General features: G+C 56.4%; 19 protein-coding genes. 11 read left to right on the top strand and 8 right to left on the bottom strand.

Features of this window, described 5'->3' with window-relative positions:
• Positions 1-10 precede the first annotated feature (10 nt).
• Positions 11-475: a PaaI family thioesterase gene (locus M8T91_RS10105; protein WP_301413981.1), complete on the bottom strand. Its 465-nt coding sequence runs from the start codon at positions 473-475 to the stop codon at positions 11-13.
• Between the two features lie 100 nt (positions 476-575).
• Here M8T91_RS10105 and M8T91_RS10100 point away from each other — a divergent pair, with 100 nt between their 5' ends.
• The 8 genes from M8T91_RS10100 to gad all read left to right on the top strand — a co-directional run bounded on the left by M8T91_RS10100 (position 576) and on the right by gad (position 8,085).
• Positions 576-1,721, top strand: a complete 1,146-nt coding sequence (locus M8T91_RS10100) for a serine hydrolase domain-containing protein (protein ID WP_301413978.1) — start codon at positions 576-578, stop codon at positions 1,719-1,721.
• A gap of 11 nt (positions 1,722-1,732) precedes the next feature.
• A complete protein-coding gene (locus M8T91_RS10095) occupies positions 1,733-1,945 on the top strand; it encodes a SlyX family protein (RefSeq protein WP_301413976.1) in 213 nt (70 codons plus the stop codon).
• 676 nt (positions 1,946-2,621) lie between these two features.
• On the top strand, positions 2,622-3,269 hold the full coding sequence (locus M8T91_RS10090) for a YiaD family glycine zipper/OmpA-like lipoprotein (RefSeq protein ID WP_301413974.1): 648 nt from the start codon (positions 2,622-2,624) through the stop codon (positions 3,267-3,269).
• 325 nt (positions 3,270-3,594) lie between these two features.
• Positions 3,595-4,167, top strand: a complete 573-nt coding sequence (locus M8T91_RS10085; protein WP_301413973.1) for a hypothetical protein — start codon at positions 3,595-3,597, stop codon at positions 4,165-4,167.
• Between the two features lie 357 nt (positions 4,168-4,524).
• Positions 4,525-4,995 (top strand): hypothetical protein, encoded by a 471-nt coding sequence (locus M8T91_RS10080; RefSeq protein ID WP_301413972.1) that lies wholly within the window; start codon positions 4,525-4,527, stop codon positions 4,993-4,995.
• A 163-nt stretch (positions 4,996-5,158) separates the two neighbouring features.
• The gene (locus M8T91_RS10075) at positions 5,159-5,527 is read left to right on the top strand and encodes a SpoIIAA family protein (protein WP_301413971.1); all 369 of its coding nucleotides are present in this window, start codon (positions 5,159-5,161) and stop codon (positions 5,525-5,527) included.
• Between the two features lie 36 nt (positions 5,528-5,563).
• Entirely contained in the window at positions 5,564-6,367 is an 804-nt protein-coding gene (locus M8T91_RS10070) for a class I SAM-dependent methyltransferase (RefSeq protein WP_301413970.1), read from the top strand.
• A gap of 344 nt (positions 6,368-6,711) precedes the next feature.
• Positions 6,712-8,085 (top strand): glutamate decarboxylase, encoded by a 1,374-nt coding sequence (gad, locus tag M8T91_RS10065; RefSeq protein WP_301413969.1) that lies wholly within the window; start codon positions 6,712-6,714, stop codon positions 8,083-8,085.
• A gap of 45 nt (positions 8,086-8,130) precedes the next feature.
• Here the strand turns inward: gad and M8T91_RS10060 are convergent, their stop codons facing one another.
• The 4 genes from M8T91_RS10060 to M8T91_RS10045 all read right to left on the bottom strand — a co-directional run bounded on the left by M8T91_RS10060 (position 8,131) and on the right by M8T91_RS10045 (position 11,646).
• On the bottom strand, positions 8,131-9,516 hold the full coding sequence (locus M8T91_RS10060) for an L-serine ammonia-lyase (protein WP_301413967.1): 1,386 nt from the start codon (positions 9,514-9,516) through the stop codon (positions 8,131-8,133).
• Between the two features lie 186 nt (positions 9,517-9,702).
• Positions 9,703-10,680 carry a tRNA 5-methoxyuridine(34)/uridine 5-oxyacetic acid(34) synthase CmoB gene (gene cmoB, locus M8T91_RS10055; protein ID WP_301413965.1) on the bottom strand — a complete coding sequence of 326 codons (978 nt, stop codon included), beginning with the start codon at positions 10,678-10,680 and terminating at the stop codon, positions 9,703-9,705.
• 8 nt (positions 10,681-10,688) lie between these two features.
• Positions 10,689-11,432 carry a carboxy-S-adenosyl-L-methionine synthase CmoA gene (gene cmoA / locus M8T91_RS10050; protein WP_301413963.1) on the bottom strand — a complete coding sequence of 248 codons (744 nt, stop codon included), beginning with the start codon at positions 11,430-11,432 and terminating at the stop codon, positions 10,689-10,691.
• A gap of 40 nt (positions 11,433-11,472) precedes the next feature.
• A complete protein-coding gene (locus tag M8T91_RS10045) occupies positions 11,473-11,646 on the bottom strand; it encodes a hypothetical protein (RefSeq protein WP_301413961.1) in 174 nt (57 codons plus the stop codon).
• A 323-nt stretch (positions 11,647-11,969) separates the two neighbouring features.
• Between M8T91_RS10045 and M8T91_RS10040 the strand changes: the two genes are divergently transcribed.
• From M8T91_RS10040 to M8T91_RS10030, 3 genes are all read left to right on the top strand, one after another.
• Positions 11,970-13,067 (top strand): extracellular catalytic domain type 1 short-chain-length polyhydroxyalkanoate depolymerase, encoded by a 1,098-nt coding sequence (locus M8T91_RS10040; protein WP_301413959.1) that lies wholly within the window; start codon positions 11,970-11,972, stop codon positions 13,065-13,067.
• Positions 13,068-13,396: 329 nt separating this feature from the next.
• Positions 13,397-14,191: a 3-hydroxybutyrate dehydrogenase gene (locus tag M8T91_RS10035; RefSeq protein ID WP_301413957.1), complete on the top strand. Its 795-nt coding sequence runs from the start codon at positions 13,397-13,399 to the stop codon at positions 14,189-14,191.
• Positions 14,192-14,225: 34 nt separating this feature from the next.
• Entirely contained in the window at positions 14,226-14,879 is a 654-nt protein-coding gene (locus M8T91_RS10030) for a response regulator (RefSeq protein WP_301413956.1), read from the top strand.
• Between the two features lie 17 nt (positions 14,880-14,896).
• On the opposite strand, the gene M8T91_RS10025 is transcribed toward M8T91_RS10030, so the two are convergent.
• The 3 genes from M8T91_RS10025 to M8T91_RS10015 form a co-directional block, all read right to left on the bottom strand.
• Positions 14,897-15,844, bottom strand: coding sequence for an alpha/beta hydrolase (locus tag M8T91_RS10025; RefSeq protein WP_301413954.1), 948 nt, complete (start codon positions 15,842-15,844; stop codon positions 14,897-14,899).
• Positions 15,831-17,030 carry an MFS transporter gene (locus M8T91_RS10020; RefSeq protein ID WP_301413953.1) on the bottom strand — a complete coding sequence of 400 codons (1,200 nt, stop codon included), beginning with the start codon at positions 17,028-17,030 and terminating at the stop codon, positions 15,831-15,833. Before M8T91_RS10020 ends, M8T91_RS10025 begins: the two co-directional genes overlap by 14 nt.
• 91 nt (positions 17,031-17,121) lie before the next feature.
• Positions 17,122-20,460, bottom strand: coding sequence for a PAS domain-containing hybrid sensor histidine kinase/response regulator (locus tag M8T91_RS10015; RefSeq protein WP_301413952.1), 3,339 nt, complete (start codon positions 20,458-20,460; stop codon positions 17,122-17,124).
• Positions 20,461-20,507 lie beyond the last annotated feature (47 nt).

The following is a 20,507-nucleotide window of genomic DNA, read 5'->3' as shown; positions in this document are numbered from 1 at the left end:
CGATGGGTAATCACCACTCCTGCGGTACACGCACAGCAATCACTTGCGCCTCGGCGCACAGACGTCCGCTGCCGCTCAGGTCGCAGTGCAACACGGTTTTGCGGGGGCTGCGTTCGACGATGGTGGCTTCGAGTATCACCGGCTTGTCAATGGCAGCGGGGGCCAGGTACCGGATTGCGAGTTTGCCAGTGGCGTACCAGATTGTACTCCCAGCGCCGATGTCGCGCCCGGCCTGAAGGTAGCCGTCCGCGATGGCGGTGCACACCGTATGGCAATCGATCACCGTGGCAATGATCCCGCCGTTTAAATAGTGTGCGGGACCGGCATTGTGATGAGTAGCGGGGGTGAATATGCAGCGGGTTTTCCCCTCGCCGGCCCAGTAGCTTTTGATGCGCAGTCCGCGGTCGTTGTCTGGGCCGCAGCCGAAGCAGTGATTGTCGGACAGCAGGTCCTGGATGGCGGTTTGCTCAATCATATCGGTCTCTCGCTCTGGACGCGCCATACTACCGATTTGCGTCGGAGAGGGGAAGAAACTAACCTTGCGGGCCTCCGAGCGTGTTATCGGAAATAAAGAGATGAAAATATACGGCTTTTGTGCCCCCGGTTTTGAGGCCCTCCAGGATGCTTTCGCCAGGAATTTTCGCGAGTGCGGGGATACGGGTGCGGCCTTTGCGGTACGCCAGCATGACCAGTTGATCTGCTCTCTGTGGGCGGGTAGTGCGGACCGGAACGCGGAGTGTCCTTTTACCGAAGATACGATTGCCAATGTATTTTCTGCCAGCAAGGGCGTGCTGGCACTGATGGCTCTGCAGCAGGTGGCGGCCGGTAAGTTGGACCTGGACCGCCCGGTGGCGGATTACTGGCCAGAATTTACCGAAGGCAAAGCGACTGTCACCGCGCGCCAGCTGCTTTGCCACCGCAGCGGCCTGGTGGCTTTTCGCAAGCGTGTGGACGACAAGGTGATTTACGATTGGCACGCCGCCTGTAAGGAAGTCTCCCGCACTGAGCCCTGGTGGCCACCGGGCAGCCAGCAGGGTTATGCCCCTTTTTTGTATGGCTGGGGCCTGGGCGGACTGATTGAAAGGGTTGCGCAAAAACCCCTGACAGAACTCTATCGGGAATCACTGGCCAACCCGCTGGATCTTGATGGTGGGTTTGGTGCCAATGGCCACCGTTCACACCGTATTGCCGATGTGGCCCCATTGAAGCAACCTCTGCCGGAGCTGCGGGAAAACGCCATAGGCCGGGCGATCAAGGAAGATCGTAAGGGTCCCGTGGCCATGGCATTCGGCAACCCTGTGAGTCTGGTGATGGGCACCAACAGTCCCGAGTGGCGCAGTGCATTGATTCCCGCGGCCAATGGGCATTTCAGTGCCCGGGACTTGGCAGCGTTTTACGGTGACCTGGCCCAGAAAACCCCGACCACCTTGTCGCGAGAGTGGGTATCAGAGGCGTCGCGTGAGCAGAGTTGTGGCCATGACAAGATACTGCAGGCCGAGGTTCGCTTCGGTTGCGGATTCATTCTGAGTGGTGAAGCGGCGGATTTGCGTTTCGGTGGAGCACGGGGGTTCGGTCATCCGGGTGCCGGCGGTAGCGTTGGTTTCGCCGATCCGGAGCGAGGGCTGGGTCTGGGTTATATCACCACGCGCCTGGGGCAGAGCCTGTTTATGGACCGGCGCGCGGTGGGTTTGGTGCGTGCACTGTACGGTTTGCTGTCATGACAGAGGCTCTTATGAAACTGTCCGAGCGCATGGATGAACTGGAGGCCCGGCTGACATTTCAGGAAGATACGATCGCCCAGTTGAATGATGTGATTACCAGGCAGGATGCCGATATCCGCCGCCTTTTGCTGCATATGCGTGAGTTGTCGCAGAAGTACAGTGCAATCAGCGGTGCATTACCGGGGGGTACCAGGTCCTCGGATGACAAGCCGCCGCACTATTAGTCAACCTGGCAGTCCAAAGACATTCAGCGGTCGGTTTGACCAGTAAATGTGGCTTGGTGTGCAGGAAGCTGTCCCAGTTCCAGCGACTGTCTCCTGTATCGCTAACTGCCCTTGCTGGCGTATAAGAAAACATAATGGGTCTGGTGCCACTTAGCCGGGAGCCTAAGTTCAAAAGTGTCTAAGCAATGTTTGTCCTCTCGCGCCAGAGGTATTGACAAACTTTTCCACATGCTTATGAGGGGGAAGTGACGCCTCAAAGTGGTGGAATACAACTGTCACTTTTTTGTTTTATTTTTTATAACTCATTGTTTTTAAAGGTAAAAATAAAAAGTTTAAAAAATGTGCAAAATGCTGTGAGCAAGAGTTTATGCCGTTTATCGCTGCCCTTTGTTTATTAATGCACAGAGTTATCCACAGAACTTGTGGAAGAAAAGGGTTTGACGGCTTTCTATTCAGGGAATCTGTACGATAGTACAATTTTGGCGTGATTTATGATGTGCAATGGGGACTGGTTAGTAGAACCGGCGGTGACTTCGCCGTAGTCTTTGCATAATTTCTTTGGATGGATTCAGCCGCCAGACAGCTTGCGTGCTGGATACTCCCGGGACTTTGCATGGGCGCTGTGCTCAGCGCATCCCGAAACCCCTAAAGTAAAAGTGTGTTAGGAGAACCAATAATGAAACATTGGGTAGCAATTCTGGCTTTGGGATCACTGGTGGGTTGTTCCACTCTGGACCCGTACACCGGAGAAAGCAAAACCAGTAATGCCTCAAAGGGGGCCGGCATCGGTGCACTCACGGGTGCCATTATCGGTGCGGCGACCGCGAGTAAAAAAGATCGCCGCAAGGGTGCGCTCACCGGTGCGCTGGGTGGTGCCGCTATTGGCGGTGGCATTGGTTATTATATGGATCAGCAGGAGATGGCTCTGCGACAGCGTCTGGAGGGCACCGGTGTACGCGTACAGCGCGAAGGCGACAATATCCGTCTGATCATGCCGGGTAATATCACTTTTGCTACCAACCGCTCTGATATCCGCCCGGGTTTTTACGATACCCTGGATTCGGTCACCGTGGTTCTTCAGGAGTTTGACAAAACCGCGATCCGCGTCAGCGGCCACACCGATAGCACCGGTTCAGATGTCTATAACCAGACGTTGAGTGAGCAGCGGGCTGATTCGGTGGCGGGCTTTTTCAGTCGCAATGGCCTCGCCCCTGGCCGTTTGCAGGCCATTGGTTACGGTGAGCGCTACCCGCTGGCCGGCAACGACTCGGAGGCCGGGCGTCAGGCCAACCGCCGCGTAGAGCTGGAGCTCCTGCCGCTGTGATCCACACGGCCGGTTAGGGTGCCATACTGTCACTGATACAGCCGCATTTGCGCCGTGAACGGACAGGAAATCTTCGCGAAAGGGCATCTGGTGCCCTTTATTATATCCAGACAGGTAAATATCCTGAGCTTCGGTGATTTTTTGATTGCTTGGCCTTAAAGAGCAACTCAATTGTGTGGAGCTGTGTAGATTTAAGGACCGGTTTTGGCCGGTCAAGGCGTTCTTTTGAGCGGCTCAATGTTTTTTACAGAAACAATCACCAAGGTGCTGTTGTCCGATCTTGTTGTCTGTAGGTCAGCCACTGCAGCAATAATGGAGAATAACCGTGAGCCGCCGTCGGTCTGTAAACACCACCCTGTGTCTGGTGTCTATTCTTCCCGCATTGTTCGCCACACTGGCCCTTGCCTGGCAAGACGAGGGTGAAGCGGCGTTTTCGCAAACCGTCACTCACCTGGAGGCGCAGTTTGCCGGGGCGGCGGTGGTGGCACAGGTGGAGGTGATCGATATCCACCGTGATGTAGACAGTGCCCTTTCAGCGCCAGGGGTTACTGCGATTTCGGGTTATGTGTATTCGGCTGCGCCCAGTCGGGTGTGGAAGGGTGCGGTTGCCGAGCAGATCACCTTCCGTCTCGGACTGGAGTACTGCGACAGGAAATTGGAAATAGGGGAGCGTTACTTGATCTTTGCCGGTCGCGATAACTACGGCAGGTTGCAGCTGCTCAGTTGCGAGGCGGCTGTGGCGGAGTCTGATGCGGAGACGCTGCTGGCAATACTCAGTGACTTGACTGCTCGGGATCAACCCAGCTCTCAACGGGCAAAGTTCTGGAGAAACTGCCCCGGGGGGTGTTGGGTCCATAGGCGTCCACTCACTCCGGGGCAGTTGGGACACACCACTTAGCGGCTTGATTTTCACAATCCGCTGTTTGCCCGGTTGATATAATCTCCGGTTTTAAATCTACCCACACTTACAGCAATCCAACCTCTAATAAAGGGGGCCGATTCCTTGAAGAACGCCAATGCCGGGTTATTCTTATCAGTATTGGCGTCACCTTCTTTAGAGAAGGTGCGTTGTTTTATCGGATGATCTAACGCTGCCTTCTGGCGCCAAAAAGGCTTAGGCCACAGGTTTTACCGCAGGGATGCAGGGCCAGCGACGCACAGCTGCCAACGCTGTCCGCCGCCTGTAAATTGCATGACCGGCTGGCCTTGCGACAGGTATTTTTTCTGATTTTGGCTGGCGTCGAGAGGTCGCAATATGAAGAAACTACTGATACCACTGATCATCTTGTTACTGATTATCGGTTATTTTATTTCGCGTGGTGGTGAGCACAAGGCAAAAGATGCCTATGACTCGATGAATCAGCCGCAAAGCGAGCAGATGAATGATAACTCGACACCATCGGATAGTGGTGGTGATAACGATACACCCCCTCCCAACGATGCGCCTACGCCTCCTGATGGTATGGGTAACCCGGACATGCAAACGCCACAGGAGCCGGATCAGACAAACCCCAATCCCCCTGGAGCCAGTAACACTACCGATCCGGGCTCTGGTGCCGCAGCTACAAAACCGGTCGCTGGACAGCCTGATGCCAGCAGGCCGGCATCCACCGGTGCGGGTGGTAAACCCCCTCAGACTGCCACCGGCAACAGTGGCAATTCGACAGACAGTACGGGTACGGGCAAAAAGGCTGACAAGATTGTTGAAGGGGCTTCTGCCGAGTAGGGCACTTGTTGCGCGCTGAATTTCGGAAGCGGTCATCTCCGGCAAGCGGTACCGGGATTGTACAAGTTGTGAAATTGGGTTCAAATCAACCCAGGCAGGGATAGCAAAACATTGCAGGGCGCGTGGGCTGCCGGCAGAGGCGGCCCTTGCCCGTTGTGGGATCATGATTGAACATAAGTGGTGCCGGGAACACGAGATACTCGAAGTCAAACCTGTAGGAAAATTTTCTGCGGAAGATTTTCAGCAGCTTGCAGCCCAGATAGATCCGGTCATCACGGAGCAGGGCAGGATCGAGGGGCTGCTGATCAATGCCCAGGATTTTGCTGGCTGGGAGAGTTTTGTCGCGCTGATTTCGCACTTCCGTTTTGTGCACGACCACCATAGGCACATCCAGAAAATAGCCGTATTATCCGACAATCCCGTCCTGAGTTTTATGCCAAGCCTAGTCTGCCATTTCGTCAGTGCCGAAGTGCGGCCCTTTTCGCTGAATGCGTATTCCCAGGCCCTGGAATGGCTGGAAAATCCGGGCTAGCATAGGCCGCTTTTTTGACTATTGCACGGAGTGCCGATGAATCCGGCAATGGCTTTGATTGCAGCGACCCCAGAACACCTCCCCGCTGCCGAACAGTTGTCCAGTCAGCTCGATTTTCCCTGCCTGGGCGTTACAGACCCTCGGGAAATAGGCGACTTTTCCCAGGTTTTGCGCTGTGGCGAGCGCTTGGAACTGTGTGCTACCGGTCGCCAGGCGCCGGGGCCTGTCGCTGTGGATTTTGTGGGGGGTGCCCTGGCGCACCGGCGCAGATTTGGTGGTGGCAGGGCGCAGCCGGTTGCCAGAGCCATTGGTTTGCGTCCGGGCTTTTACCCACGTGTATTGGATGCTACTGCCGGACTCGGGCGCGATGCCTTTGTACTGGCGACACTGGGGTGTGAGGTGTGGATGCTCGAGCGCAACCCGGTGGTGCGCCTGTTGTTGCAAGATGGCCTGCGGCGATTGCATCAGGCGGCAGCAGCCGACACCGAGTTGGTCCCGGCTGCCGGACGTTTGTGCCTGGTTGATGACACCATTTCCGCAGTGGACTGGCTGACCCAGCAGGACGAGGATTCCTGGCAGGTTGTCTATCTGGACCCCATGTTCCCATTGGGGGGCAAGAGTGCGAAAGTAAAGAAAGAAATGGCGGCATTCCACTATCTGGTGGGTGTGGACAAGGACGCGGATCAGTTGTTAGAACCTGCTTTCAAAGCCTGCTACTACCGTACCGTGGTCAAACGCCCCAGGCTGGCGCCCTGCCTGGCCGGAAAAAACCCCAGCCTTTTGTTGCAGGGCAAATCCGGACGTTTTGATATCTATACCAAACATGGCATACCGAGTTGAACGCGTTCCTTGTGTCCGGTGGTTGACCCTAGACAGTTTGTCCGTATTTGTGAAAACGAACTCCTTCCCCAGAGAAAGTTTACCGGGGGCACGACCGTCATTCGTGCTTTTTCCATAACCATGTCCTGATTTATCTACACTGGCAGGTAGTATTAGGTAAAGGGGCGGCCAAAGGTCACCTATTTTTTCATCTTTTGCCAAGATGAGGTGTGTGACAGATTCCGGAACCCATCTTGCTCAGCGCCTAGAAACGGGAATTGAGTCCATATCCACTTTCCCGATGCGATGAGAGGGGCTTTACCGAGGGTTTTTTGCGGCGTCGAAGCGCGACAAGGAGTGTGGTCATGAAACAGAAATCCCCGTTTGATCTGTTCTTTGATGAATACAATGAGGATATTCCAGAAAATCATTTTCCCAGAGATAGTATCTCTGCCTATGCCGCCGAATCCATTGTCACCAGCGAGACCTGGTCCGATGCCAAACCGGCGATGAACTTATCTTCGTTTGTGACCACCTTTACCGAACCCGAATCTTTTGCAGTGGCAAAGGATCACTATCTGAAAAACTACATCGATCACGATATGTATCCTCAGCTGTTTGCCATGGAAACGCGCATGGTGCGTTGGCTGCACCAGTTGTGGAACGGTCCCGAGGGTGTGGAGCCATACGGTGCTGCCACCATTGGCTCCTCAGAGGCCTGTATGCTGGCGGGTTTGGCCCACAAGTGGAACTGGCGTAAAGGCCGGCAAAAAATGGGCAAAGACGGCTCCAGGCCCAATCTGGTGACCGGTGCCAATGTACAGATCGTGTGGGAAAAATTTATGCGCTACTTTGATGTGGAGCCGCGCATAGCCCCCTTGAGGCCGGGGCATTACCGTTTTACCAGTGCGCATCTTGATCAACTGGTGGATGAAAATACCATCGCGGTAGTGGCCATTGCCGGGCAGACCTTTACCGGTGAGGACGATGCCTTTCGTGCTATTCACAATTGGCTGGATCGCCATCACGAAAACACCGGGCACGATATCCCCATGCATATTGATGGCGCTTCCGGCGGATTTGTAAACCCGTTTTTATACCCCGATTACCATTGGGATTTCCGCCTGCCAAGGGTGAAATCCATTAATGCATCCGGCCACAAGTTCGGGCTGGTGCCGCCGGGGCTCGGTTGGGTGATTTTTCGCGAGCGCTCCGTTTTCGATGAGGAGCTGATGTTCTATGTGAATTATCTGGGCGGTGAAATGCCGACGGCCACCTTGAATTTCAGCCGCAATGCTTCCACCGTCGCCTACCAGTACTACAATTTTATCCGCCTGGGCTTCAAGGGATATCGGGATATCATGCTGCACACTCTGGAGAATGCCCAGCACCTGCGCAATCGCCTTGTGGATAGTGGTTATTTCGAGATCATGAATAAGACCCAGCGCATCCCCGTAGTGGCCATGACCTTGAATGGAAAGTATACCAATTTCAATGAGTACGATATATCCGACAAGGTGCGCGAGCGCGGCTGGGTGCTGTCTGCCTATGCCATGCCTCCCGATGCACAGTCAGTAAACTCCTTGCGCATCGTGGTGCGCCCGCACCTCAATTACAATGCCGTTGAAGGCTTGGCGGATGATATTATTCACGCTTGTAAATGGTTGCATCAGCACGGCGGCAATGCGACACCACCGAAACTGAAAGATCCCCACAAGGTGGCACCAAGTAAATGCTGAGACTGTATCAAGTGCCAGGGTAACCCGTAGAGTAGGGAGATTGTATTAACAGTTCACGGCGTTGACCGCAAGGCCGCCCAGAGCGGTTTCCTTGTACTTGTTCTGCATATCGATACCGGTCTGGTGCATGGTTTCAATCACGCTGTCGAGGGGGACTATATGCTCGCCGTCACCGCGCAGTGCGAGGCGTGCAGCGTTAATGGCTTTTACCGCGCCCATGGTGTTGCGTTCAATACAGGGTATCTGGACAAGCCCGCCGATAGGGTCGCAGGTGAGCCCCAGGTTGTGTTCCATGCCGATTTCCGCTGCGTTCTCGGTCTGCTGGTTGCTGCCGCCTTGCACGGCTGCGAGGCCGGCGGAGGCCATGGAACAGGCCACGCCAATCTCTCCCTGGCAACCCACTTCTGCAGCGGAAATGGAGGCATTTTTCTTGTACAGCATACCAATGGCACCGGCGGTCAGGAGGAATTTCACCACCTGATTCTTCAGTGCACCGTGTTTGTCGGCATCGTGCACAAACTTCACATAGTAAGCGATGACAGCGGGAATGACCCCTGCAGCCCCGTTGGTGGGGGCGGTAACAATGCGTCCGCGTGCGGCATTTTCCTCGTTAACCGCAAGGGCAAACAGGCTGACCCAATCGAGGATAGCCAGTCCCTGATTGCGTTCCTCCGTGGGCTGTTTACTCAGTTCCTGATACAGTTCGGCTGCGCGACGTGGCACGTTCAGACCCCCGGGCAGAATGCCCTGTTGATGACAGCCCCGCTCGATAGAGGCATCCATCACCTTCCAGATATTCCACAAGCGGTCACTCACCGCCTGCTCACTGTGAAATGCCTTCTCGTTTTCCATGGCCAGATCGGCAATGGTCCAGCCGTGCTGTGTGCAGATCTTCATCAGCTGCTCGGCGTTGTGAAAGTCATAGGGCAGCAGGGTAGCGATTTCCTCTCTGTGGGCAAAATCCTCTTCAGACAACACAAAGCCGCCGCCGATAGAAAAGTAGCTGCGTTCAAATAACCGCTCTGAGCCCGAGTAAGCCTGGAAGGTCATACCGTTGGAGTGTTGGGGCAGAAATGCCTCGGTGTGGAAAGTCAGGTCGCGTTCGCGAACGAATTCTATCTTGTGGTCATTGTACAGCAGCAGGGCAGACGTCTGTTGGATCGCAGCCAACCGTTCATCAATGCTGTCCACATCGATGGTATCAGGGGATTGACCCAGCAGTCCCATCAATACTGCCATGTCGGTGCCATGCCCTATACCGGTGAGGGCCAGGGAGCCGTAAAGGTGTATCTGCACGCGATCAGTCTGGGACAGTTGTCCGCGGGCGCGCAGGTCCCGTACAAACTGGCGGGCAGCGATCATGGGGCCCACCGTGTGGGAACTGGAGGGGCCCACGCCGATTTTAAAGAGCTCGAAAACACTAATACTCATAGAGATACTCTGCGCTGGGCTGCACTGATTGGCAGCCTTCCCTGAGGGCATTGTTGCACGGTTTGGGGGCGAGCTTTGCCACAGGGGGGGCAATAATCAAGATCACAGCGGGTATTCCGTATAATATTCTACTAATAGGGGATTTTTCCGGATTTATGAATACACAGAGCCATGGTGTAAGAGAAGTTACGGTACTTTTGCGACCAGAACGGCGCGTTTAGGCGCAGGATGACCCTCAATGGTCTTACCTGGTGATTGCGGATCGAGAAAATCCGCCAGGGATTCAAAGCGCATCCAGTCGGTGCGCCGCTGCTCTTCAGTAGTGGTAGTGCTCAGGTCCACGGTTCTGGGGTTGTCGAAGCCGCACTTGCGCAGCCAGCTCTCCAGAGTTGCACAACTGGGGCAAAACCATACGTTGCGCATTTTTGCATAGCGCCCTTCGGGTACCAGGCAGTCTCCCAGTTTGCCATCGATCACCAGAGTTTCCAGCACCAACTGTCCCCCCGGGCGCAGGGTCCCGCGCAGATCGCGCAGATGATCCATGGGCGAACGCCGGTGGTAGAGTACCCCCATGGAGAAAGTGGTGTCGAAGGCATGCAGGTTTTCCGGCAGCACCTCAATACCCAGTGGCAGCAGGTCCACCGGTTTTTCATTTCCCAGATATTTTTTCAGAGCGTAAAACTGCGCAACAGACTTGGCCGAGGGATCTATTCCGATCACCCGGCGCGCACCGGCACCGTAGGCCCGCCAGCAGTGATAGCCATTGCCGCACCCCACATCCAGCACCAGCCTGTTTTTGAGCGGGGCCAGGTGCGGCTGCACACGATCCCACTTCCAATCGGATCGCCACTCCGTATCAATAGATACGCCAAACAGATCCCAGGGGCCTTTGCGCCAGGGGTGGAGTTTTTTCAGCCCCGCTTCCAGCAATTGCAGTTGCTCGGCACTGGCATCGGCCGCGTTGCCGGCGCATATCCGGTGATTCAATTGAATACTCGAGGGCGCTATATCCGGTAGAGCTTCCAATGTCGAGCGCCAATCGGGCAGGTCGCCCCAGCGCTTCGGGCTCAGACCCTCAGCGACCTGTTGCGGTAGTTGTGACAGCCAGGCGCGCAGGGCCGGGATATGTTGCAGGCCTTGGTAGAGACGTGTGTAGTCAATCACAGAAATACTTACTCTTCGGGCTTGCCCTTAAAAGCCAGTAAAGAGGCAAAATTAAAGCACTGGAACCAGACATCCACGCTGGAAAAACCAATGTCTTTCAGGCGCTCGCGGTGGGTAGCCAAAGTTTCTGGAACCAGGATGTTTTCCAGGGATGAGCGCTTTTGCGCAATCTCCAGGGTACTGTAGCCGTTGGCGGCCTTAAAGGCGTGATGCAGCTCAATCATCAGTGCATTGTGTGTTTTATCGGAAAAGTGCACCTTCTCCGAGAGAATCACAATCCCCCCCGGTCGCAGGCCGTCATAGATTTTCTGAAGGATCAGCCGGCGCTTTGTCAGCGGGATAAACTGCAGGGTGAAATTCAGCACCACCACCGAGGCGTTTTCAATGGCAACCGTTTGCAGATCGCTGCAGATAAGTTGTACCGGAATTTCTCCGCTGTCTGCGGCGAGCACAGCGCGGGCCTGCGCCACCATTGCGGAGGAATTGTCCACGGCGATAATTTCACAATTTGCTGCTGGGATGCGATGGCGCATGGCAAGGGTGGCTGCGCACAGGGAGCTGCCCAAGTCGTAGCAGCGGCTGCCCGCCTGGGCGTAGCGTTCTGTCAGGGTACCGATCATGGCTACAATGGTAGCGTAGCCGGGTACTGAGCGCTTGATCATATCCGGAAAAACGTCCACAACCTGGCGGTCAAACTCAAAACCAGCCACTTGCCTCAGCGGGTTTGCGTAAAGATTGTCGTGTTTACTCATCGGATATTTCTATGTACTTATGGAAGGCTGCAACAACCCGTCAAGACGGTGTTGCAATGATACCAAGCAAATCAATGCGATCACCAACAAAGAGAGCAATGGAAGACAATTTTATCCCCAGGGCCCGGCGGTTCTGGTGCTGTTTCAATGTAAAAAGGACCGTGGTTTTCAGCACTGCATTTTGTGCAACGGAGAGTTTATCGTATTGAATCACAAACGTTGGCAGAGAGTGCTGGAACAGTGGGGGAAAGTGTCTTGAAGGGGTCTACTCGAGCATATTCTGATATCACTGCAAACACTTGCCGGGGAAGTGAATTTAAAAGCCGCCGGCGCACCCCCTATTCATCGATCTGGGTTGATCGGGTTGTTGCTCTTATCCGGGCGGTATCTGTTTCTAAAAGACCTCTCCGACCTAAGTCTAGTTGTGTCTGTTATACACAGCTTTTATGTTGACCAGTGGTTGACTGTCTGTGAGGAGAGCGGCATACAGGCAGCGCAGTTTTCACCTACTCACTATACCATAAAGAGGCGCCAGCTATGTTTTCTGAACACCCGGTCAAGCAGCTATCAATTTTTTTGCTCAGTACGCTGTTTACGGTTTTTGGCAGTAACCCGGTGATGGCTGGTTCCTGGCAGCAAAACGTGGCCATAGGTGGCTTTGAACGGGTGCATGTGTTTATTCCGGATAGCTCCTCGGTCATCGGTAACGGCAAAGCGCTGCTGATCCTTCTACATGGCTGTAGTCAATCTATCGATGCATTTTTGACAGCGAAGCTGGAGGAAACAGCGGAAAACCACGGTATGGCGATCGCCGTGCCGGATGCGGCGAACAAAGCGGGTTTTGGCTGTTGGTCTTACTGGCAGGGGCCACGTACCCGCAGCCACGGTGACTACGCCAATCTGATTAGTCTGGCCACCGCCTTATCTGGCGAAGCCGCACACAATATCGATCCAAGCCAGGTGTATATCGCGGGCCTTTCCTCCGGAGCGGTCTTTGCCAACACCGCCGCCTGTATTGCTCCAGATATTTTTGCAGGTTTTGGCGCCAGTGCCGGGCCCAGTATTGGTACCAGTGCCAGTGGGGCCATTGGCAACTGTGAGCGCGCCGACGTTGCCAGTCGCTGTCGCAATTATGCCGGCAATTATGCCAGCCATTTGGATACCCAGATTGCCAGCATAGGCCATGGCGCTGAGGATACTGTGGTGAATGCTTGCTACAACACACAAAATGCCAACGGTATGGCCAAGGTGTATGGGGTGAAGCAGTTGCGCGGCTCCAACCTCCTTAGTGACGCACCCGGTCACACGGCCGATGAACATGTATGGCAGGATGGACGTGTCTCCATGCTCTGGTTCCATGGTCTGGGACACACCTGGTCCGGCGGTGTCGATGCCAGTGGTGCCCATGTGGATTCGGTCAGCATTGACTATGCCAATTATCTCGGAGACTTCTTCCAGCGAAACAACAAACGTGCCAAGCGCACCAACGCTGGGCACATTGATAAAACACACATCGAACCGGTTGAAGCGAAGGAGATGACAGAGGAAGGTAAAGGGCGTGTTCCCGATGCCGAGGCAGTTTCCGCAAATCGTGAGCGCCGTGTGCCGCAGGTTTCTGCTGAGATCGCCCCGTAGTTTTTTGGGTGACTTCCCCCCCCTCAGAAATGCTCTCGCTGGGAGAGTTCAGCAAAAGTGATTGCAGGCTGTAACACCACAGACCAGGCTCCCTGCTGCTGTCTGCAGGGAAGCTGCCGAGAACCCTTTCCAATGAGAGAGATGCCCTCTTAAGCGGCCTGCAAACCATATCGGCATCTGAGCAGTTGGAAGGCGGTATCTCCACTGGGACCCGGTATTTTTTATTATTGAAGTGTTTGCCATAAGCCTCATACCTTGGTCATACAGACGGGCTATTTGCTCCTTGCTAGGATCAATTTCGACTGACCAAGTTGAAACGGAGAATTGTGGTGTCTGAAGGTGATCACTCCTGCAAGCTGGCCCTGGTGACCGGTTCTACCAGTGGCATTGGGCTGGGTGTGGCGCGGGAGTTGGCAGGTAGTGGCTACCGGATCATGTTGCACGGCCTGTTGGATGCCGGTGCCGGTGCTGACCTTGCAGCCGATTTCACGCGGGAATTTGCTGTTGACTGTGGATTCAGCAATGCTGATCTCAGCACTCTGCGGGGATGTACCGAATTGGTAGTGGCCACTCAGGAGTTCGGCGGCAGTGTGGATGTGCTGGTGAACAACGCCGGCATTCAATACACATCAGCAGCGGTGGATTTTCCACAAGCGCGTTGGGACAGCCTTATTGCCGTCAATCTGAATGCTCCTTTCTATTTGAGCCAACAGGTGCTGCCGGCGATGCTGGCGGTCGGCTGGGGCCGTATTATCAATATTGCATCGGTACATGGCCTGGTGGCTTCCAATAAGAAAGCCGCCTATTGCGCAGCCAAACACGGCTTGGTAGGACTCACTAAAGTGCTCGCCCTGGAGTCCGCGAAGGCCGGGGTAACCGTCAATGCGATTTGCCCCGGCTGGGTGGAAACGCCCCTGATTGAGCCGCAGATTCAAGCCATTGCCCAGGCGCAGGGTATCGATATCGAGAGGGCCAAAATGGCTCTTGTGGGAGAGAAGCAGCCGCTGCCTGTGGCGACACAACCTGCGGCGATCGGGCAGCTTGTGGTCTTTCTGCTGTCCGATGCCGCAGCCACCATGACCGGCATTGCCCTGCCGGTGGACGGAGGCTGGACAGCTCAGTAGACTGAAGCCAGACAATAACCCCCGGTTTCTGGCGATGAGCAGTACCATTCTGATTGCGGATGATCACCCACTTTATCGCAGTGCTCTGTTCGCCACATTGCAGCATGCCAGCGACGCGAAACTGATCGAGAGTGTCGATCTGGAATCCACCCTGGCGGCACTCGCTCGACAAGCGGATCTCGATCTGCTTCTGCTGGATTTAAATATGCCCGGCAGCGATGGCTACAATGGCCTGGCACGAATTCGCAAAGAGTACCCGCAGGTGCCGGTGGTGGTGGTGTCTGGCAGTGACAGTGCCGAAAGTATAGCGGGTGCTGCACAATTCGGTGCGGTGGGCTTTCTCTCCAAAACCGCACAGCCGCTGGAAATCCAAAACTGCATCAGGGCGGTTCTGCGAGGCGAAACCTGGTTTGCTGAGGAGCTGTTGGCAGCGCAGCCACACAGTACACTGATTGAGCGACTGCAGGGACTAACGCCGCAACAGCTGCGTATTTTTCAGATGATCGCCCGGGGCATGTTGAACAAGCAAATTGCCTTTGAACTGGGGATTACCGAGCCCACGGTGAAGAGCCATGTCACCGCCATCCTGCGCAAGACGGGCCTGCGCGACCGCAAGCAACTTATCCGCGAGGCACAGAGCCTCGGTAAACCTTTACCTGGCAAGCAGACAGACGCCAGCAGACAATGAAGGCCTACGGGAATCTGTTACTGGTCTGAGAGCAACTGGGTAATAAAATCGGCAGTACGCTGGTAGAGGGTACTGCACGCGCTGGGTGCCAGTTGCTCCAGATTTAGAAAAGCGTGAATCATGTCATCGAAGTTGTGCAGCCAGGCCTGCGCGCCGGCAGCCCGGAGCTTTTCCACATACGCATGCCCTTCATCGCGCAGGGGGTCAAATTGTGCAGTGAATACCAGGGTGGGGGGCAGCCCCACACTCACCGGCATAGACAGCGGTGATGCCTGTACCCGCTCTTCTCCCCGACTGAAATAGTTTTGGAAATACCAGCGGATCTTTTCCACTTCCAGCAGATGTCCACGGCCGTTTTCGGTGTAAGACTGGTGGCCCATGGTGTAGTCCAGGCTGGGATACACCAGGATCTGACCGAGGATCGGTGAGTCGGCGCGGTGCTGGTAGCGAGCACACAGGGTGGCACAGAGCGCACCGCCAGCGGAATCCCCCATTAAAATCACTTGGCTGTTGTGGGCAATGTCCCTGTTTGACAGTGTCGGAGCAAAGTTTTCCAGCACCTGATTCAGATCGGCGAGGCCGGCGGGGTAGGGGTTTTCTGGCGAGCGCCGATATTCAACGGAAACCACGCAGCGCTGGCAGATTTCGGCGATACGGCGGCAGATCGGGTCGTACACAGTCACGCTGCCCGCCATATGACCGCCACCGTGCACATAGACGATGACAGGACCACCGCTGGCCTGCTGTGGCAAGAAGGTGCGCACCGGCACCTGATAGGCGCCACCGGGAATCACAAAGTCCTTGATTGTCATGTCGGGTCCGGCGTCGACAAACTGACGCGTGAGACTGGCGAGACCCTCGCGTGCACTGATTGGGGTCGGCTCTATTCCCGCTGCCTTTGCCTGCTCGGCCAGAGTGTGAATTTTTGGCAACCACTCTGCCAGGGTCGGATCAAGTGTTGGCATTGACGCTTCTCTCGGTGTTGGCGGCGGTTCCTGTCTCCGGCAGTTTGAAGGAGACAGCAAATAACGATGCTGAGCAGACTACGGCGATCCAGGCAGCGCTGGCGGCTATTCCGCTGACATCCGCAATAGTGGTCGCGCCCCACATCAACAAAGTTTCGATACCGTAAGCAATGGACCAGAACATCCCGAAGATGACAGTGATGCGCGCAGGCGTCATGCCCGGTAGCTCCTGGGGCAGGGTGACCAGAGCCGTCATCGGCAGAAACATAAAAAAGCCTGCCATTGCCGCGGCGCTATAGGCAATGGTGGGAGAGCTGGTGACAATCATTGCCGTTGCACTGAGCGTCAGTGCAGCGCCACTGGCGCGAATCACCGGCAGTCGCATCGGCAGACGCTTGGTGGTGACGATACCGGCCACAGTACCCACCATCCCTGTGGCTATCATTACCGCGGACAAGTGGGTGCTCTGTACCGCGAAGGTATCGAGCAGTGGAAAGAGCGCAAACACGGCGATATAGCAGAAAAGTACGCCACAGTAGGCCAGCGGCAGCCACCAGTTGAAAGGATCTGTCAGTCCTTCGCGCAGACGGTAGGGTCGCGTCTGTACGGAATCCGTGCTGTTGCCGGCCAGGGGAATGGACTCGGCGCAGAGCCACCAGAGGAGCGCGAGGCTGGCGACCATGGCACCGTAGAGCAGTATCAGGTTTTCCCAGCTGCCAAGCCATGGCAACAGGATGCTGGTTGTCAGCAACGCGAGCAAATTTCCGGTATTGAACGCAGCGGCGTTTATTCCGTTCACCACCGGGCGTTCGCTGGGCCTGAAGTAGTGCAGGACCACCGGATTAAAATACACAATCGCCAGGGCACCCCCGAGTCCAAGGGCCAATCGGGATAGTAACCAACCGTTGTAACTGTCCGCAAAGGCCCCCAGGCCGCCGGCGGCAATCAGCAAAATGGCGGTGGTGAACGCATAGCGAATGCCGAGTTTGACCAGCACCATGGCAGCGGCCAGGTTGCCGAGAATCTTTGCCAGAGTAATGGCATTGCTGCCCCAACTGGCGTTGGCGAGACCCTCCTGGGCAAACGACTGTTGAATTTCCGGTGTGAGAATGGCCCCGGCCACCCAACTCGCCGCAAACAGCGCGTAGGCGCTGAACATCAAGGCTTCTACAATAATTTTTCTCATAGGTTATTCACAGTGCAAAGCGTGCCGCGCTTGTGGTTATAGTGGTTGTTGTGGCCTCAGACCATACGCTATCGCACCCGCTGTGCGCCGACTATTCGACCTTGGTAGGAATGCTTTGCTGGGCGATGCTACTCAGCAAAGCGCGCAGCGCGGCGGGCCGGATGGGTTTTTGCAGAAAGTAAAATCCAGCGTGCTGGGCGCGGGTGCGCACCTGGTCGGTATTCTCAGCGGAGATCACGATACAGGGGCAGCCGCCTCCCCATTGCACGAACAACTGCCGGGCCAGGGCGATGCCGTTGGTGGCATCGTCGAGATGGTAGTCCATCAGCATAACGTCTGGCAGGGTCAAGTCCCGGGTCTGTCGGCCCGTGCTGACCCGGATCGCGCAACCCCACCCCTGCAACAGCGCCTGCATGGCCTGCAGTACCCGCGGTTCGTTGTCGATACACAGCACCTGCAGGTGTATGGGTTGCGCCGCCCCCGGACCGGTCACTGCCACCGCCGGGGGGCCGGGCAGCACCCCGGTTCTCGTCAGGCTCAGCCTGAAGACACTGCCGTGGCCCACGCGCGAGCGCAGGGCCAGCGGGGTTTTGAGCAGGTGACACAGGCGCTTGACGGTGGCGAGACCCAGGCCGTAACCGTGGCCTTCACTGGCACCGCCCAGGCGGGTAAACTCTTCAAAGATAGCGTTTTGCTGCTCTGGCGCAATGCCCACGCCGGTATCCCAGATTTCCAGGCACAGGTGATCTCCACGGGTGCGGCAACCGATCAGAATACCGCCGTGGCGGGTATATTTGATTGCATTCTCCAACAGATTCTGCACCACCCGGCGCAACATGTTCGGGTCGCTGGCCACCCAGTACGAGCTGGGGCGATAGCGCAGCTGGAGCGTTGGCCCCGCTTTTTGGCGCAACTGCAAACGGGCCTCGGCCACTGCCACATCGAGAATACTGGAGAGGGCGAGCGGCTGCAGTTGTGGCTTGATATCTCCGGCGTCCATCCGCGCCAGTTGCAGCATGTCGGTAATCAGGCGTTCAGCTGCATGCAGGGCATCGTCGGTTCGGTGCACCAGGGTGCGGCTGTCACTGTCCAGGTCGTGTCCAGCCAGTGCGTCCAAGAACAACCGGCTGGCATTGAGCGGTTGTACCAGGTCGTGGCTCGCCGAAGCCAGGAAGCGGGTTTTACTGGCCATGGCCTCCTGTAAATCGCGGTTGACCCGTTCAATTTCTGCGGTGCGCTGAGACACTTTCTGTTCCAGGGAATTGCGGATGTCTTCCAGTTCCCGAACTGCGTGCGCGTAGTCGGAAATATCGGTGTAAGTGGTGACAAAGCCGCCTTCTGGCAATGGCATACCGCGAATCTCCAGCACCGTGCCATCCCGGCGATAGCGGCGCACCTTGTAGGCGGTGCCGCGGCGCAAATGCGCCACCCGCTTGCGCACGTGCTCTTCGACCGCGCCCGGGCCGCATTCACCGCGTTCGGCGTTGTAGCGCACCAACTCGGCGACGGGTTGGCCGACATAGATCAAAGGCCCCGGGTAGTGAAACAGTGCCAGGTAGCGGCGGTTCCAGGCCACCAGATTCAGGTTGCCGTCGATTACGCTGATACCCTGCTCAATATTGTCGATACTGCTCTGCAGCAGGCTGCGGCCAAATCGATAGATCTCCGACGCCGCATCGATAGCCGGCGCTTTCGCGCTGCCCAGCTCCCGCAGCAGGCGCTGTGCACTGGAGGAGCCGACAATACCGGCGAGTACTTTTTCCGTTATGTCCCGGTACGGGGTGAAGAGGGCTTTGTCGCCAGTTTGCCGGTTTTTAACCCCTGCAAAGGTTTTGTGCGCGGCATCGGCACCGATAAAGCGCGCCAGCAGGCGAAACAAGGCGTTTTTATCCAACTGGCCCGGTGATTCGTCACGGGCGGCTGTGGTCGTCGAGTGGTGGTTGTACCATTGGGATACACACCACAAAAGTAGGGTGTTCAGGCCCAGGCCCAGTACACAACCGATGGTGAGCGCGCTGAAACCGAGCGCCCTGCCCAAGAGGTCTGGGTATCCCAGGGCATTTGCCAGAGGAGAGACTGTCCACACAGCGGTACCGGCGAGTAGCCCTGCAACAACGCCCTCAGCGCGCGCCCGGCGCCAATAGAGGCTCGCAATCATGGCCGGGGCCAATTGCGCTACCAGTACCAGCGACAACAATCCAAAAGTGCCCAGGCGGACCTCTGCCCCCATGCTGGCATTCACCAACAGGGCACAGCCCATAATGCCGGCGATAATCACGCGGCGCACCCGGCGCAGGTTATGCCCCAAGGCCTGCTGCGGCGCCTGCTGCGGCGTTTGCTGGGCCCGCTGTAGCCACCAGGGGACCACCATGGTGTTGGCAATCATGGTGGACAGGGCGATGGTAGCGACAATAATCATGCTGGCGCCGGCCGACAGGCCACCGATAAACGCCAGGAGTGCCAGGCCTGGATTCCCGCTTTCGAGCGGCAGAGCCAGTACGAAGCGCTCGGGGTTATCGTAGTGAGCGGGCAGCCAAAGGTAGCCAGCGTAGCCCACTGGAGCAATAAATAGGGTCAGTATACCCAGGTAGAATGGAATCAATTTGCGCAGCGTGTGGATATCCTTATCGCTGTCGCTTTCGATCATCAGAATATGGAACTGGCGCGGGAGACAGAACATGGCCGCCATACCCAGCACGATGGTGGCAAAAAAGCCAGTATCTGCCGGGCGGCTCGCCGCCAGCAGTTGCAATCGCTCACTGTTGAGTGCACTGCGGGCAAGATCCCAGGGGCCATCGAACAACAGGTGGGTGGCATAGTAGCCGACAGCGACAAAAGCGAGGATTTTTATCAGGGCCTCCAGCGCCACGGCCATCAGCATGCCGTTGCGGTGCGCTCCGCTGTCGATATTGCGGGTACCGAACATCAATGCGAACAGGCCCAGGGTAACTCCGATCACCAGTGTGATAGTGGGCGTGAAAGATACCGAGGCGTCGGTCAGCAGCAGGAAACTGTCACTGATCGCACGCAATTGTAGTGCCAAATAGGGCAATACGGCCACCAGTGCGACTGCCGCCACCACCGCTGCCAGTAGTTGCGAGCCGCCATACTGGGCGCTGATAAAGTCGGCGATAGAGGTGCAGCCCTGTTGCTTGGTCAGTTTGACAAAGCGGCGCAGCAAGGGCGCGCCGAAAGCGAGCATTAGGGTAGCGCCAACAAACGTGGGGGGCAGCAACCAGCCGTCTTCAACAGCCTGCGCCGGGGTGCCGAAAAACATCCAGGCACTGGTATAGGTGCCGGCCAGGGCAAGCAGTAGGGGTTTGACGGAACCTATACGGCGGACTGGTAGCCGGTCTCCCCAAAAGGCCACCGCGAAAAGCAGCAGCAGGTAAGCCAGACCCAAAACAGCCAGAGTCATCAAGCTAAACACAACGGCATCCGATTTGGTCATTATTTGAGCGCGTTGAGAGCCAATAT

It is taken from the genome of Microbulbifer sp. MI-G, from assembly GCF_030440425.1.
Lineage (GTDB): Bacteria > Pseudomonadota > Gammaproteobacteria > Pseudomonadales > Cellvibrionaceae > Microbulbifer > Microbulbifer spongiae.
Note: the sequence above shows the minus strand (reverse complement) of the source record. Positions and strands in the feature narration are given on the sequence as shown.

Coding starts and splice junctions, on each gene's coding strand:
- M8T91_RS10105 (WP_301413981.1), bottom strand. CDS start 475: ATGATTGAGCAAACCGCCATCCAGGACCTGCTGTCCGACAATCACTGC.
- M8T91_RS10100 (WP_301413978.1), top strand. CDS start 576: ATGAAAATATACGGCTTTTGTGCCCCCGGTTTTGAGGCCCTCCAGGAT.
- M8T91_RS10095 (WP_301413976.1), top strand. CDS start 1,733: ATGAAACTGTCCGAGCGCATGGATGAACTGGAGGCCCGGCTGACATTT.
- M8T91_RS10090 (WP_301413974.1), top strand. CDS start 2,622: ATGAAACATTGGGTAGCAATTCTGGCTTTGGGATCACTGGTGGGTTGT.
- M8T91_RS10080 (WP_301413972.1), top strand. CDS start 4,525: ATGAAGAAACTACTGATACCACTGATCATCTTGTTACTGATTATCGGT.
- M8T91_RS10075 (WP_301413971.1), top strand. CDS start 5,159: ATGATTGAACATAAGTGGTGCCGGGAACACGAGATACTCGAAGTCAAA.
- M8T91_RS10070 (WP_301413970.1), top strand. CDS start 5,564: ATGAATCCGGCAATGGCTTTGATTGCAGCGACCCCAGAACACCTCCCC.
- gad (WP_301413969.1), top strand. CDS start 6,712: ATGAAACAGAAATCCCCGTTTGATCTGTTCTTTGATGAATACAATGAG.
- M8T91_RS10060 (WP_301413967.1), bottom strand. CDS start 9,516: ATGAGTATTAGTGTTTTCGAGCTCTTTAAAATCGGCGTGGGCCCCTCC.
- cmoA (WP_301413963.1), bottom strand. CDS start 11,432: ATGAGTAAACACGACAATCTTTACGCAAACCCGCTGAGGCAAGTGGCT.
- M8T91_RS10040 (WP_301413959.1), top strand. CDS start 11,970: ATGTTTTCTGAACACCCGGTCAAGCAGCTATCAATTTTTTTGCTCAGT.
- M8T91_RS10030 (WP_301413956.1), top strand. CDS start 14,226: ATGAGCAGTACCATTCTGATTGCGGATGATCACCCACTTTATCGCAGT.
- M8T91_RS10025 (WP_301413954.1), bottom strand. CDS start 15,844: ATGCCAACACTTGATCCGACCCTGGCAGAGTGGTTGCCAAAAATTCAC.
- M8T91_RS10020 (WP_301413953.1), bottom strand. CDS start 17,030: ATGAGAAAAATTATTGTAGAAGCCTTGATGTTCAGCGCCTACGCGCTG.